Here is a 12,837-nt window from a genome sequence, read left to right as displayed (position 1 = left end):
CGCGAGGCGGCCATGCCCGGCCTGCGCCGGGGGCGACAGGCCCCCGACCGGGTCGTGCGCGCCCAGCACGCCGCTACCGCCGCCCTGACCACCGCCCACCTGGCCGCCGAGGGCTACCAGGACGTCCACCACATCCACGGGGGTGCCTCGTGAACGCCGTCCTCATCGTCGTCGTGCCCGCGACCGCGACCCTGCTCACCGCCGCCCTGACCTCCTCGATCGCCGTGCGCGGCACGCTGCGCGGGGCCCAGGTCACCGCCGAGTCCGCCCGGCGCCGCGACGCGCACGCCCGCGCCGCCCAGGACCACCGCGCCGCCCTGACCCACGCCTACGCCCGCCTGGACGCCGCCGAGCAGTCCGTGATCGACACCGTGGCGGCCCTGGACGGACACCGCTCGGCCATGCGCCGCCGCGAGGACCTGGCCCTGAACCCGGACGCGCTGGACCGGGAGCTGCGCCTGGCCGCGGCCGACGCCCAAGCCCACGCCGCCCGCGAGCACCTGGACCGCTGCCTGATGGGCCTGCGGCTGCGCGGACGCGAACTGGAGATGCCCGAGCTGCACCGGGTCGGGACCGAGGCCGCCGAGGCCACCTACCGCATGTGGCGCAGCCCCGACCCGGACGAACTCACCCTCCGGCAGGACGCGGCCCGCGCCGCCTGCCACGCGCTGACCGCGCTCGCCGCGGACCTGCTCACCGGCTGGCGCACCGGCCTGGACCGGGACGCCGCCCGCCCCCACGACCAGCACGACGAACACCACGACCCCGACCGGGAGACCGCCCAGGTCCGTGCCCACCGCGTCCGGGTCCGCCTGGACACCGCCGAGCGCCTGGTAGGCACCCTCGTCATCGGGCTCGACGCGCACCTGGCCACCATGCGCGCCGACGAGCTGGAGCGCCTGGCCGGGCACGGCGACGAGCTGCGGGCGGCCGACACCACCGCCGCCACCCACGCCACCCGCCGTGCCCTGGCCGCGCCGGTGACCGCGCTGCGCCTGGTCGCCGCCGAACTCGACCTGCCGCAGCTGCACACCGCGGCACAGACGGCCACCCAGGCCGCCTACGCGCTGTGGCACAGCCCCGACGCCGACCGGCTCCATCTACGCGACCAGGCCGCGCGCCAGGCGGTGCGCGAGCTGCTCGCACTGGCCGCACGGCTGCTCGCCCACCGCCGCAAGACTCTCGACCACGAGCAGGCCGCCGCCCAGGCCGGACGCGAGAAGGAGGAGACACGGTGAACGCCCCCGCGCCCGTCGTGGGGACGCGCATCGGCCGCTACGAGGTGGTCGCGCTCGCACCCCGGGCCTGGAGCGCCCGGCTGGCTCTGCCGCCCACCGACCCGGTCGAGATCCGGGCCGCCCTGCACCGCACCGCGCTCGCCCTGCACTGGCCGGTCACCGTCCTGCTCGCCCTCGACCCGGCCGGGCGGGTGCGGGAGGTGCTGTTCACCCGCGACCCCTCGCTGCGCCACGGCACCCCCGCGGTGGGGCTGTGCGAGCAGGCCGCGACCCACCTGCGCGCGGCCACCGGCTGGAACACCACCGGGCGGCCTGGGCACGGGCTGCTGGTCCCGCTCGGTCTGCGCTGCGGCTACCAGGCCACCGCCACCGTCCACCCCACAGCCCTCGCCCCCTCCCAGATCCACCCGACCCGCTGGGGCAAGCTGCGCGACCTGCTCGGCACGGACCCGCGCCGCGCCGAGACCGCCACCCGGGCCGTCTCCCCGCCCGAGCCGAACTGGAAGTTGCTCCAGCGCCCGACCGGGCAGCAGCCGAGCCTGCACCCCTGCCACGTCGCCGCCGAAGTCGCCGACCCCCACCGACCCGCCCGCCGCCAGGTCTGGCGAGCTGCTCACCGACGCCCTCGACAGCCTCGACACCCGCCACTGACCAGCCGCGATAACCCGAGGAAGGACCCCGTCATGGTCACTGCGGCCGAACTGCGCGCCGCGCTCACCGCGCTGCGCAACGCCGACGCCACCAACAGGACCGCCGCCCGGAGCCGGGCACTCACCCTGGGCGCGCAGACCGCCCTGACCATCGCGGACAAGAAGGACCGCGAGGACTTCGTCGCCTCCTACGAGGCCGACATCGACGACGCCGCAGGCTGACCGGCGCGAACGCACACCACGGGCGGGCGTCCCCCAGGATGGGGGGCGCCCGCATCGTCGTCCCCGCACCGGGAGCATCCCCATGAACCAGGACCAGCCCGACCGGCACACCGCCGTCGGGACCATCGGCCCCGACGACCGCCCGGTCACCCTGGACGAGGTCCGCGACGCCGTCGCCGACCTGATCCGCACGTACGTCCCCGACGACACCCACGACCCCGCCGAGGTGGGCGAGACTGCGGCGGCGCTCGGCGTCGTCGCCGCCCTGCTCGAGCACGTCCACTGCACCTGCCAACCTGCCAGCACGAACCGCCGCGCCGTGGTGAGGCCCTTGCGGGAGGCGTCCCGCGCACCACGGCAACGATAGTGGCGGAAGTCACAGTCGAGGGGGTGGGGTGCGCTCTTGTCATCCCAATCGTCACGCCCCGACCGGGGACGGCGCGTGAAGTACCGCTTCGCCCGCAGGGATGATGCCGTCATGACCTGAAAGTATATTTTTTCCCCAAAATTCTCATTTATGCAGGTCCGACGCTTGCCTCTGTCGAAAGTTTTGGGGTTAATTCAGTCGAAATTGCCCTCTCGACGCGGGTTCAACAAATCGGTTGAGATCGCGGGAGTCCATCCCAACGCGCGAAGATGCAGGTCAGAGCTTTACCCCCCCCTCAGGGGGCAAAGACGTCCTCGGCCGACGAAGCCCGCGAGAAGCGGCGGTAGTGATCGGCGGCGCGCTCCGCTACGGTTTCACTCCGAAAGCGCGAAGAGCCCCGATATGGCGGCGGTCCGGCTGCAATCCGGTCCACTGCCACGGAGCTCTTCGACGGCTGGTCGACCAGCCTGTGGGACTTCCTCCGCAGAGCCTAGCCGGGGGTGGCTGCGGCCACCACCCCGGCGACAGGTCGAGCAGCCGGTACGACATGCGCAGACATCCCGTCTGCGTACGTCCACCACCGCACCGCGTGGCACCCCGGACGTTCCGGTTCACGGGCCCGCGCTCGACCTTGAGGAGATCGCCGCAATGAACGAACCCACCCCCAGGACGCCTCATGTCAGCGTCCGCACCACCCTGGTGCTGCTGCTGTCGTTGCTGTGCTCGCTCGCCGCGGGTTGGTTGACCTTCGCCGCGACCGGCTCCCTGCCCGTGGCCGTGCTCGCCGGGGGCGGCACGTTCCCCGTGGCCTGGGGCTTCTGGGACGGCGTGATCAGCTAAGGGAGTCGGGGGCGACGCGGCCGGACCCGTCCTGCCGGGAGGTGGCGGCGTCCGGCGCCGCCCTGCAGGACCGGGCCGACGCCCCCGACCCGTACCGGCACCTCGTCCCCGGCCGGGCAGTGCGGCATCCCGCGACGCGCAGTGTCGGCGAGGTCGGCAAAGGCCTCGCCGATGCCGGAGGCCGGGCGTCGCCCGCCTGGACGGACCGCGATCACGCGGGCGAGCGCGGCCACGACCGGGGGCCGGTCAGGCAGCGTGCCAGGGGACGGTGGCGACGGCGACGATGCCCTGGCCGCGGCTGTGCAGCAGTTCCTCGCCGCGTCGTTGCGGGGTGTAGTCCTCGGGGGTGAGGCATGTGGGGACCCGGACGCCGGTGCGCACGCCGTAGATCACCCGGACGCGGCCGTGCTGCTCGGCGGCGGCGCGCCAGGCGGGATCCGGGGTGTGCGGCGCCTGGGCCCAGAGGCCCCCGTCGTCCCAGAGTTCGAGGCCGTCCCCGGTGAGGCGGACCGACCAGTGGGCCAGGTGGGGCGGCCGGAGACGGCCGGAGGCGGCGCGGGCGAATCCTGCCTGGATGATGGCGAACGCCTGCATCTCGGTGGTCAGCCCGCCCTGTCGCATCCCGATCGCCCGCAGGGGCTCGAACACGACCACGGGCTCGTCGCCGCCGCCGGTGGTGTGGTCGCCGGTGATCAGGGTGCGGGCCTCGGTGCGCACGTCCTGGGCGGCCTCGCCGACCAGGACGGGGTCGGTGTGACGGTCGATCTCGGCCGGGCCGGGGAGTTCGGCGACGTCGTACAGGCGGGGCAGGGTGGCGGGGTCGGGCAGATCCCGGGGCAGGGGGATCTCGTCCAGGCGCAGCGCGAGCTCGCCGCCGTCGGTGTGGAGCAGGAAGCGGACGTCACCGGCTTCGTCCACGGTGGCCCTGGCGTCGCCGACCGCGTCGAGCAGGGCGTGCAGGCGCGGGTAGGGGGCCTGCCGGATGCGGTCTGCGATCTCGGGCAGCCGCCAGAGCTGGAGGGCCTCGGCTGCGAGGTTGACGCCGCCGCGGCGGTAGTCCTCGCGCAGTTCGGGGTCGTGCGCGTGGTCGGCGACCACGCGGGCGTACCGGTCGTCCACGACGGTGTACATGAGGAGCAGGTCCTTGCGGTTGACCGCGATGTGGGACCCGGCGGGCAGTTCGCCCCGCTCGGCGGCGGCGCGGTGCTCCGGGGTGTCGGTGCCGTACCCGACGGAGCGGCCCACGACCGGGCCGAGCCGGTAGCGGCGGACCTCGGGGTACCGCTCGACGGTGGCGTCGCACAACCTGCCGGAGCGGGGCATCCACAGTACGGCGTGGCCGTGGAACACCCTGCCTTCCCAGTACGGGTCGGGACGGCCGTACATCGTGGTCTGGTAGGTGCGTTCGTTGCGCACCACCAGGTCCACCGCAAGGGGCTCGGCGACGATGCCCAGCTGGGCGTAGGCGTGGTGCAGGGTCATGGTCGCGCCTACGCACAGGTTGCCCGGCAGCCCGTCGGCGTGCTGTAACCACAGCAGCGGCGGCAGCAGCTCGACCCGCAGGTCCGGGGCCACCTCCGGGGCCACCAGCAGGTTCTGGACCGCCCGGCCGGCGCTTTTGAGCGTGCCGACGTGGTACCCGCCTTTTTCCCTTCGGGGGCCGCCGGTCAGCTTCGACTCCGGGATCGGCCGCCGTACCGGCGTCCGCTTCGACTTTGACTTCTTCGCCATACCGGGGATGCTAGGGCGCAGGCGCTGCTGACCTGCGAACCCGATCGCTTGGTCGGGGTGGCCGGCACGCCGCTGCGCACCGCAGACCGGTGCTCGGGGCCGACCGCGGGTGTGAGCCCTGGGACCAGGAAGGAGGACTGGGCCCGCCGGTCGCGTGGCCGTCGTGCCGCAGGTGGATCAGGCATCGGGGGCGCGGTTGCCGTGGTTGCGGATGGCGCGCAGTACGCCGGTGTGGGACAGCCCGATCGCCGTGGCCAGGGAGCGGGCGCTCACACCGGACTGATAGGCGCGATGGAGCAGCTCGTTGCGGCGGGCTTGGGCGGCGACGCGGTCCGCCTCGGCCTGCCGGGCCAGCTCGACGAACCCCTCGGCCCGGTCCTCGCGGAGCCTGTCGCGCACGGTCTCCAGGTGGTGACGGGTGTCGAGCAGGACGTGGTGCTCGGACAGGGCGACCTCGTCGAGTTCGGCGACCAGCCCGTCCAGCTCGCCGTCGGTGGTGTCGGCGGTCAGCCCTTCGGGGACGGTGGCGCCGAACTACTCGTCCGCGTCCATCTCGCCGATGACCTGCCCGTGGTCGCGGTAGTCGGCGACCAGCTCCTCGATCTCGTCGCGGGCGGCGGTGGCGTCGCGGTCCAGGACGCCGATGTCGGTGGCGCGCTGTGTGTCGAGGGTGGTGGTGAACCCGGCGAGGACGCGGCGGGCCAGCGGGAGAGCCTGGTCGATCAACCGGTTGGCGTCCCCAGGGGTCAGGCGCGGGATGCTCCACCGCAGGACAGTGCCGCTGACGACGCTCTCGGGGACGTCGCGGTCCTCGACCTCCTGGTTGGCGTGGGCGGCGAGGTCGCCGTCTCGGAGGTCGAGGACGAGGTGGCAGTGGTCGGTCTGGCCGGCGCGGCGTAGATAGAGGACGGCGAGGTCGGCGGGATCGAGATAGATCGGCTGCACGGTCGTCGACATGGCAACAATGTTTCCACATGGAGGCGTGGTCGACCGGACGGTGTGGAACAAATGTTTCCACTCCTGGCGGCGCAGTCGACTGACGGTGAGCTGTCAGGTCCTGGGGGCGTCAGGTGCCTCGCGCGCGTGCTCGATACCGACGACGAGCGGGCCACGCCGCTCTGACGTCCGCGCACATCGGTCGCGTTCGGGTTCGGCGGACAGGAACGGCCTGCGCGCGACAGGACGCCGGCTCAGGCCGCACCCTTTCCCGTTGTGCACTTTTGGCTACAGTCTTAACACACAGGGTGACCGCCAAGGGGGGCATATGGCAGGCGCGGACGAGGCGAGGACGATGAGCGCACCGAACCCGCTCGACGAGTTCACCGCCGGGCAGCGGCGCCTGGCCGAGTTGGCCGACCGACTGCAGGCCGCCGTCGAGGACGGGGAGGAGGAGCGGGCGTCGGTGTTGCTGGCCGAGCTCTCCGATGCCTGGGACGAGCTGGAAGCCCGCAGGAGGGAGCTGCCCGTGCGGCTGCGCGTCGCCGAGAACAAGCACTACCTCCCGCGCACCCGCGCGGTGGCCGCCGCCGCGGCGGGCACGTCCCTGCTGTCGGGACTGCTGGTGCCGCTGGGCGTGTTCGACGGGATCGGTGCCCTGCCGCCCCAAGTGGTGCTGCTCCCGCTGGCCTTGACCGCGCTGGCGGGCACCTGGCTGGCCGTGGTGCCCGTCCCGGACCCCCAGTCCCCGCCCACGCCGGGCACCGGCCCCGTGGAGCGGCTGCGGGCGGCGATCGTGGTCGCCACCACGCTGGTACCGCTGCTCGCCGCGCTGCTGTGGAACGGGTGGGCGTTGCCGTTGGTCGTGATGCTGCTGGCGTGCGCCATCGTGCTGACCGGTGACGCCACCGGCCTGACCACGGTGCTGCCCAGGCTCGCCGCAGTCCGGGAGGACCGGGCTGTTCGAGGGGGACGTCGTGGTTGAGCGGTGGTCCGACCTGGCCGAGGACGTGGAGGAGTTGCGCAGTCAGCTCGGTGGCTACCACCTGTCCGAGATCGTCGAGCGCCTCGACGGCGCAGCCGGGGAACGCGACGCGCTCGGTGCGCAGGTCGTCGCCTTGCGCGCCCGGTTGAACCTGCTCGAACGCCGCCTCAAGGCCACCGGCTCCGTGCCCTCCGCCGACCTGGACCACTGGCCCGCCGCTGTCACCACGCTGGCCCGCACCGTCCTGGCAGGCCAGCGGGTGCGCGAGGACCTGCTCACCGAGACGCTCACCCAGGATTTGGCGCGCCGCCGCGCGCTCCCCGAGGCCGTGCGCGCCGAACACCGCCTTCTGCTGGGACGGGTCGTCGACCTCGCCCGCGACGCCGCCAAGGCCGCCCCCGACGACGACCCGGCCTGGCAGGCACTGCACACGCGACGGGCCCGAGCGAACACCGCCTTGACCGAACAGCAGCGGCTGCTGCCCGAGGCCGAGCGGGACGCACGCGCCGCCGCCGAGCAGGGCCAGGCCGCCATCCGGCGGCACCGCCAGGCCCTGCCGGTGCACAAGAAGGCGGTCACGGCGCTGGCCGAGCTGGCGGCGCGGGTCCGCACCCGTCTCGGGCAGATCCTGGGCGAGGAGCAGGTGCTGCCGGTGTGGTTCGACCGCGCGCTCGGACCGGCCGCCCCCGAGCACGATCTGCCTGCCTGGTTGGAGCTGGCCGTGCAGGTGGTGGTCCACCGCCTGGCCCACTCGGTCACCGACCCCGTGCTGGCCCTTGGGCCCCGCCCCGATGAGCCCGGTCCACGGCAGGAGGAACACGACGAGTTGACCCGCCGCTGCGAGCAGAGACGACACCCCGGCTGACACCGCCCCACCCCGTCGCCCACATGTCCCTCGCCGCTGCGACAGCCCACGCCCGACAACGCAGGCCCACGCTGCACCGCCGCGTCCTCGTGGGGAGAGCGCCCGCGCCCTTGATCGACCACAGCTTCGAGCGGCCCGACTACGCCGAGGTCAGCGGCCTGGTCGAACTCGCCCTGGACGACGCGACCGCACTCGCGCACGGGACCGTCGACAGCGTGCCCGCGCGCTACGCCGCCCGCGACGGCCAGACGCTGGCCTACAGCAAGCCCGTCCTGGCCAGGACGGGCCCGGCCCCCAGCCACCTGAGCCTGGACCAGTTCCACCTTCCTCTGTTCGTCGTCGCCCGCAGATACTGCTCGGGAGAGCGCGTGCACCTGTTCCGATAACATCGCCCGACGTCCGCCACGCCGGATCGACAACGGCGTTTCATCTCGACCGGAACCGCTCCGGGTCACTCACCCCTCATTGGTGGGCGTGAGTACGGAAGCATTCCAGCGGAGACGCGACGCGAAATGCAGTCGCGGCCCACGAAAATCACTGCCGATGAATGCCCGCTTTTTCGCCGCGTGCAGGTCGATTCATTTTCATGCAATAATGACCCGAACTGGGCTTTTCGATTTGCCCTTTGCGCAATAGAATCGCCAAGGCTTTGCGCACTCGATTCATCGGAACATCAAGCGCCGCCATCAATTCCTGCCTCCGCCAAAGGCGTTCCGGATGTTCGCGCAGCAAGGCGAGAAGCTCGTCCCGAAAAAGTCCTTTTTCAACCGCCGTCTCAGTGTGCAAATGTGCTTCATCGGAAAATTCGGTCTTTTTTTCGACCTTCCTGGGCGGCTCGGGAGTCACTGGAGGCGGAGCTGAAGAGCCTCCTTCCCGGACAGCATCGTCAACGAGTTGGACAAATACCTTGAAAGCATCTTCAAGACTTTCGGGTGAAAGCTTGAGAATGCGCTCCTTCAGGCGTCGGTGCGACGCGGCATCATTTCGCGCACGCTCGGAAAGTTTGGCATACTCGATCGACTCAAACTCTTTCCGATCTGCCATGAGTTCCAACTTATCGTTTATGACCAGCTTCAATCGGGAAGAGAGGTCAACCGCAGTGGTATTCACACTCTCAGGCATGGTTCTTAGCCTAGCTCAAACTTCTCGACCGATTGAACGTCCAGGGGTAAGATCATCACATCGTGTCACGGGGGCGCGGTTGGACCCCAAAAATAATCACCCTCTTGCGGCTTCCGAAGGGCGCCTTTTATCTTCGGTGCGCCTGCGAGGGCGATTTGCTTTTTTGATCGAATCTGAGGAATTTTATTTGCAGTGGATTTTTTGGAATGATTGAGTCATTTCATCGTCACTGTCACAGTTCACGGCGCAGGCAGAGTGGTGGGAACGCGGCGGGCGAGGCTCCTGGTAGAACAGCAGTCGAGGAAGATCCAATGCCCCGACCGGGAGCCTCGTCGTGCTGTCCCGCCCTGCCGCGATTGCACTGTCCAACCACACCTTGTCCGCCTGGCCGATCTCATCCGCGGAGCAGGCACGGCGCCGGTCCCGGTTGCGTCGCCTGGACCCCGGTCGCCAAGCGCTGCTCGTGCTCGCCCATCTGTGCAATGGCGACACCTGTGCCCGTCTCTCTGTCGGGTTCGGCGTCTCCCGCAGCACCGCCTGGCGCTGCGTCCGTGGAGCGGTGGACCTGCTCGCCGCCCTGGCCGGGGATCTCCGCCCTTCAGAGGTCACGGCCTTGCGAGGAACGCCTGCTCTTACGGGAGCGCGCCGAGCAGGCGGAGGTCGAACGCGACGCCGCCCACGCTCACATCGCCGCCTTGAACGCCGAACTCGACGCCGTGCTGCACCGGATCGACTGCCTGACCGCGCGGGCGCACGAGTGTGGCGACACCGCCACTCCGTCGCAGGGCCCGGAGCCCGAGCCGGTGTTCACCACCTGGCGGGACCTGCTGCGCGAGGGGCGCGAGCGGCTGGCCGACCGGGTATGGCTGTCCCCCTGCTGGAGGAGGGCACCGCCACGCTGGCAGCGCCGTCACCGTGGCTCAGACGTGCCTTGACCGTGCTGGTGGCGCTGTACGACCACGCCGGGCTCAAGTCCGCCGCCGACGAGCAGGCGCCGGTGAACCTCCACACCTACCTCGACCGACCCGAACGGTGGCCGGGGCGCTGCTACCCCCGCACGATCCACGCCCCCACCGAGTCCCGCACCGTGCTCGACAACCCCACCTGGCGCACCGGGCGCCTGTTCCCAGCCCCCGGAGAGGTTGACGCGCAGAAGGTGGCGTTGACGCTGGAACACGTGCGCATCGGCGACCGGGGAGCGCATCCACGCCTTCACCTGCCCGACGACACCGCGCCCACGCGCACCAAGATCTATGTGGGTTACCTGGGAAAACATCTGACGAACTCGAAGACGTAAGACCGAGAGACCCTGCACCAGACAGGAAAGCACGCAGGCGGGATCGCCTAGACCACCCGAAACCATTCTTCTGCATGTAAACCCTCACCCGTCCGGGGCGGTCAGCTTCAGTCCCAGCGGGCGCAGGTCGACAAGGCGGATGTGAGCGACCCCTGCGACCTTCGGACTGAAGCCCTTCCCAGCGGATGGGAAATCCTGGGGTTACTGGTCATAGTCCTCCTCCTTGAGGCCATTTTCCTGGGGGTGCTGCCCCAACAGGTTCTCGCCGCGGGCGGGCCTTGGACTACCCAAGGCATGTGCGCCGCGCTGGCCGTGCCTGCCCAACTGTCCGGATTGGGGGTGCGAGCCGGCTGGTTGTGGCAATGGCACACGGAGCACGGCCGAGTCAGGATGCCTCTGCGGTTCACCGTGGTCCCAGTGCTGCCTACCTTCACGATGACCTTCCTGGCGTTCGGGTACGACGACAACATGGTGGATCAGGCGACCGCTATGCATTTCACGGTGATGTTCACCGTTCCCCACACGATTTTGGTTGGCCGCATTGTGCAGTACCGGCTCTGGAATCGGAGGCCGCCAACGACGAAGTGACCACATCGCCGCGCCCGCCGGGCTGGCTACCCGGTCGGTCGTGCTTGCCGACGTGACGGGCGATCACTGCGGCACTGCGCGTGCGACCACGCATACGGGCACACAGCCGGCACCTCCTGGGGGCCGTCGCTCAGGCGATGGCGCAGAACCCGATGATGGCACAGCCCAGTGTTTGCACAGCGGAGGAACAGGGCACATCGGGTCTGTCCGCGCAACAGAATCGACTGACCCCGCAGGCATTGGCACGGCCTCGCATACCGCCTCAATCCCTGTCCACCGATACCCATGACGGTGTCGAACCTCCCTCTCGACGAGGTAGCAGGCTGCCGCTCGGAGCGCACTGGTCACGATGTCGACAGCCAACCTTCGAGCGCCCCCGGAAATGCTGACTAGTCGCGGGGACGACGCGGTTGCGCGGCCTCGAACACTCGCACCCTGTGCTGCGCGACGAAGACACCCAGCTGGGCAATGCCGCGTGCGTCCTCGTGGTCGGCGCTGTCAACCGCCTCCTGCTGTTGCCGTAGGCGTTCCCGCGCGATCGGCAGCTCCCGCCCGGCGCTGGACAACACCTCGTCCAGGTCCTCTCCCATGCTGTAGGCGGCCTCACGGACGGCGGCGCGCAGCGGCGGAAGCGGCCGTTCGGGATCGAGCAGCGGCAGCAGGCGCTCGTCCATCCAGTCGCGTAGGTCTGCGGTCTCACCCTCGTTGGTGACCTGCAGGTAGCCGTGGTGGCGCTCCACCATTTGCTCTAGGTCGTTGAAAGCGAACAACGCGCCCGGCACCTCGGTATAGGACAACAACACAGCCCCACTGGGCACCTCGAGGACGCAGGCCCTGAGCAGCCCGGTGGGCTCCACGAGCGGGAAGACGCGCCCTGTGTTCTCTTTCATGGCCTGGCGGGCTTCGTCCGCAGTCAGGTGCAGGCTCGGCAGGGCACAGGAGAGAGCAGCGGAGGCATCCCTTCTGAGTCGGGTGTCCTGTGGGGTGGTCACCGAGCACATCAGGCTGCCAGCCAGCTCGCGCCCGTACAGGAGGCCGAGGTGTCTGGAGTCGACCAGATCGAAAACGCGCTGGTCGCCGGGAACCCCCTCCACGGGGATGATCATGCCGTCGTACATCGCGGTGACGGCATCCCGGTTGGGGTAGTAGGCCTGCCCTTGCGGCTTGTCCTGTTTTCCCCAGGTGAGCACCACTCCGTACCCGGTCTCCACGCCGTAGGCGATCGGTACCTGCGTCGGTTGCCGGAACGCGGACATCATCAGGGTCATAAACGGCGTGCCGCCAGGTCGCATGCCGGTGAGCCTAGGGAACACGCCGCGTCGTCGGGCACGACCCGCACGACCAGCGGCGCTTACTGTTGCGAAACGTGGCTGGCGCGCACGTCCGTGACGGCGTCGTCGAGCAGGGGCAAGGCATCGACGACCGTCGCCGATGCCGGGGCCAGCCGTTCGCTCAGCAACCCCACTGCGCTCTCCAGGCCGTCCAGGTCGAGTGGAACCCGCCGGGTGCGGCCGTTGTGGCCGTGCAGGACGTCCACGGCCTCCGCCCCGTCGTAGGCGACCAGGGTCGGCAGCGGGGAGCGCCAGGTCAGCAGCACCCGGCCTTCGGGCAGTAGTATCCCGACGGCGACCTGCCCGGTACCCGACAGGCCCGACACGTCCTCTGCGCGTCGTAGTGCGAACATCTCGGCGGTTCCCGCTGCCAGGACCGTGGTGGCCGCAGCGGTCGCGGCCCGCAGCGCGGGCAGCCCACGACGCAGCAGCAGACGCGCCTGCCCAAGCCTAGGGGCGGCCTCGCCCGTGCCCGCGATGTCGGTGAGGTGGTGCCGGCCGGTACGCGCCTGAGTGGCACCGGCTTGCCCGTGCAGGGCGTCGACCGCCTCCAGGCTGGCGTACCAGCCGGTCGTGGACGTTTCCCCGGCCCAGGTCACTACCACCCCGCTGGGCGTGTGCAGGCAGTAGGCGGCGTCGCGGACCTGGTCTGTGCGCATTTCCAG

Annotated in this window: 17 protein-coding genes and 1 pseudogene; 12 read left to right on the top strand and 6 right to left on the bottom strand. The window is 70.6% G+C overall.

Annotation, left to right across the window (positions count from 1 at the left end; genetic code table 11):
* Positions 1-12 precede the first annotated feature (12 nt).
* The 5 genes from LV78_RS27115 (at position 13) to LV78_RS27090 (ending at position 3,317) form a co-directional block, all read left to right on the top strand.
* Positions 13-153 carry a hypothetical protein gene (locus LV78_RS27115; RefSeq protein WP_253848473.1) on the top strand — a complete coding sequence of 47 codons (141 nt, stop codon included), beginning with the start codon at positions 13-15 and terminating at the stop codon, positions 151-153.
* Positions 150-1,238, top strand: a complete 1,089-nt coding sequence (kilB, locus tag LV78_RS27110; protein WP_253848472.1) for a plasmid transfer protein KilB — start codon at positions 150-152, stop codon at positions 1,236-1,238. Before LV78_RS27115 ends, kilB begins: the two co-directional genes overlap by 4 nt.
* A complete protein-coding gene (locus tag LV78_RS41045) occupies positions 1,235-2,110 on the top strand; it encodes a hypothetical protein (RefSeq protein WP_301307427.1) in 876 nt (291 codons plus the stop codon). The genes kilB and LV78_RS41045 overlap by 4 nt, the downstream gene beginning before the upstream one ends.
* Before the next feature lie 82 nt (positions 2,111-2,192).
* The gene (locus tag LV78_RS27095) at positions 2,193-2,477 is read left to right on the top strand and encodes a hypothetical protein (RefSeq protein WP_253848470.1); all 285 of its coding nucleotides are present in this window, start codon (positions 2,193-2,195) and stop codon (positions 2,475-2,477) included.
* A gap of 648 nt (positions 2,478-3,125) precedes the next feature.
* Positions 3,126-3,317, top strand: coding sequence for a hypothetical protein (locus LV78_RS27090; RefSeq protein WP_253848469.1), 192 nt, complete (start codon positions 3,126-3,128; stop codon positions 3,315-3,317).
* Positions 3,318-3,563: 246 nt separating this feature from the next.
* Here LV78_RS27090 and LV78_RS27085 read toward each other — a convergent pair whose 3' ends face one another.
* The 3 genes from LV78_RS27085 to LV78_RS27075 all read right to left on the bottom strand — a co-directional run bounded on the left by LV78_RS27085 (position 3,564) and on the right by LV78_RS27075 (position 6,005).
* Complete coding sequence (locus tag LV78_RS27085; RefSeq protein WP_253848468.1) at positions 3,564-5,048, bottom strand: hypothetical protein; 1,485 nt, start codon at positions 5,046-5,048, stop codon at positions 3,564-3,566.
* 177 nt (positions 5,049-5,225) lie between these two features.
* Positions 5,226-5,447, bottom strand: coding sequence for a hypothetical protein (locus LV78_RS27080; RefSeq protein WP_253848467.1), 222 nt, complete (start codon positions 5,445-5,447; stop codon positions 5,226-5,228).
* 135 nt (positions 5,448-5,582) lie between these two features.
* Positions 5,583-6,005, bottom strand: a complete 423-nt coding sequence (locus LV78_RS27075) for a hypothetical protein (RefSeq protein ID WP_253848466.1) — start codon at positions 6,003-6,005, stop codon at positions 5,583-5,585.
* Positions 6,006-6,339: 334 nt separating this feature from the next.
* Between LV78_RS27075 and LV78_RS27070 the strand changes: the two genes are divergently transcribed.
* The 3 genes from LV78_RS27070 to LV78_RS27060 all read left to right on the top strand — a co-directional run bounded on the left by LV78_RS27070 (position 6,340) and on the right by LV78_RS27060 (position 8,220).
* A complete protein-coding gene (locus LV78_RS27070) occupies positions 6,340-6,969 on the top strand; it encodes a hypothetical protein (RefSeq protein ID WP_253848465.1) in 630 nt (209 codons plus the stop codon).
* Positions 6,962-7,834 carry a hypothetical protein gene (locus LV78_RS27065; RefSeq protein ID WP_253848464.1) on the top strand — a complete coding sequence of 291 codons (873 nt, stop codon included), beginning with the start codon at positions 6,962-6,964 and terminating at the stop codon, positions 7,832-7,834. The genes LV78_RS27070 and LV78_RS27065 overlap by 8 nt, the downstream gene beginning before the upstream one ends.
* A 110-nt stretch (positions 7,835-7,944) precedes the next feature.
* Positions 7,945-8,220: a hypothetical protein gene (locus LV78_RS27060; RefSeq protein ID WP_253848463.1), complete on the top strand. Its 276-nt coding sequence runs from the start codon at positions 7,945-7,947 to the stop codon at positions 8,218-8,220.
* Positions 8,221-8,368: 148 nt separating this feature from the next.
* On the opposite strand, the gene LV78_RS27055 is transcribed toward LV78_RS27060, so the two are convergent.
* The gene (locus LV78_RS27055; RefSeq protein ID WP_253848462.1) at positions 8,369-8,956 is read right to left on the bottom strand and encodes a hypothetical protein; all 588 of its coding nucleotides are present in this window, start codon (positions 8,954-8,956) and stop codon (positions 8,369-8,371) included.
* A 334-nt stretch (positions 8,957-9,290) separates the two neighbouring features.
* Here LV78_RS27055 and LV78_RS27050 point away from each other — a divergent pair.
* The 4 genes and pseudogenes from LV78_RS27050 to LV78_RS27035 form a co-directional block, all read left to right on the top strand.
* A pseudogene (locus tag LV78_RS27050) lies at positions 9,291-9,575 on the top strand (helix-turn-helix domain-containing protein); the annotation flags it as partial.
* A 76-nt stretch (positions 9,576-9,651) separates the two neighbouring features.
* The gene (locus tag LV78_RS27045) at positions 9,652-9,891 is read left to right on the top strand and encodes a hypothetical protein (RefSeq protein ID WP_253848631.1); all 240 of its coding nucleotides are present in this window, start codon (positions 9,652-9,654) and stop codon (positions 9,889-9,891) included.
* Positions 9,888-10,253, top strand: coding sequence for a hypothetical protein (locus LV78_RS27040; RefSeq protein ID WP_253848630.1), 366 nt, complete (start codon positions 9,888-9,890; stop codon positions 10,251-10,253). The genes LV78_RS27045 and LV78_RS27040 overlap by 4 nt, the downstream gene beginning before the upstream one ends.
* A gap of 243 nt (positions 10,254-10,496) precedes the next feature.
* Entirely contained in the window at positions 10,497-10,841 is a 345-nt protein-coding gene (locus LV78_RS27035; RefSeq protein ID WP_253848461.1) for a hypothetical protein, read from the top strand.
* A 389-nt stretch (positions 10,842-11,230) separates the two neighbouring features.
* On the opposite strand, the gene LV78_RS27030 is transcribed toward LV78_RS27035, so the two are convergent.
* Positions 11,231-12,133 carry a hypothetical protein gene (locus tag LV78_RS27030; RefSeq protein WP_253848460.1) on the bottom strand — a complete coding sequence of 301 codons (903 nt, stop codon included), beginning with the start codon at positions 12,131-12,133 and terminating at the stop codon, positions 11,231-11,233.
* Between the two features lie 59 nt (positions 12,134-12,192).
* Entirely contained in the window at positions 12,193-12,831 is a 639-nt protein-coding gene (locus LV78_RS27025) for a hypothetical protein (protein ID WP_253848459.1), read from the bottom strand.
* Positions 12,832-12,837 lie beyond the last annotated feature (6 nt).

Origin of the sequence: Actinosynnema pretiosum (assembly GCF_024171695.1) — a bacterium.
Classification (GTDB): domain Bacteria; phylum Actinomycetota; class Actinomycetes; order Mycobacteriales; family Pseudonocardiaceae; genus Actinosynnema; species Actinosynnema pretiosum.
This window is presented reverse-complemented; position numbering and strand designations above follow the sequence as displayed.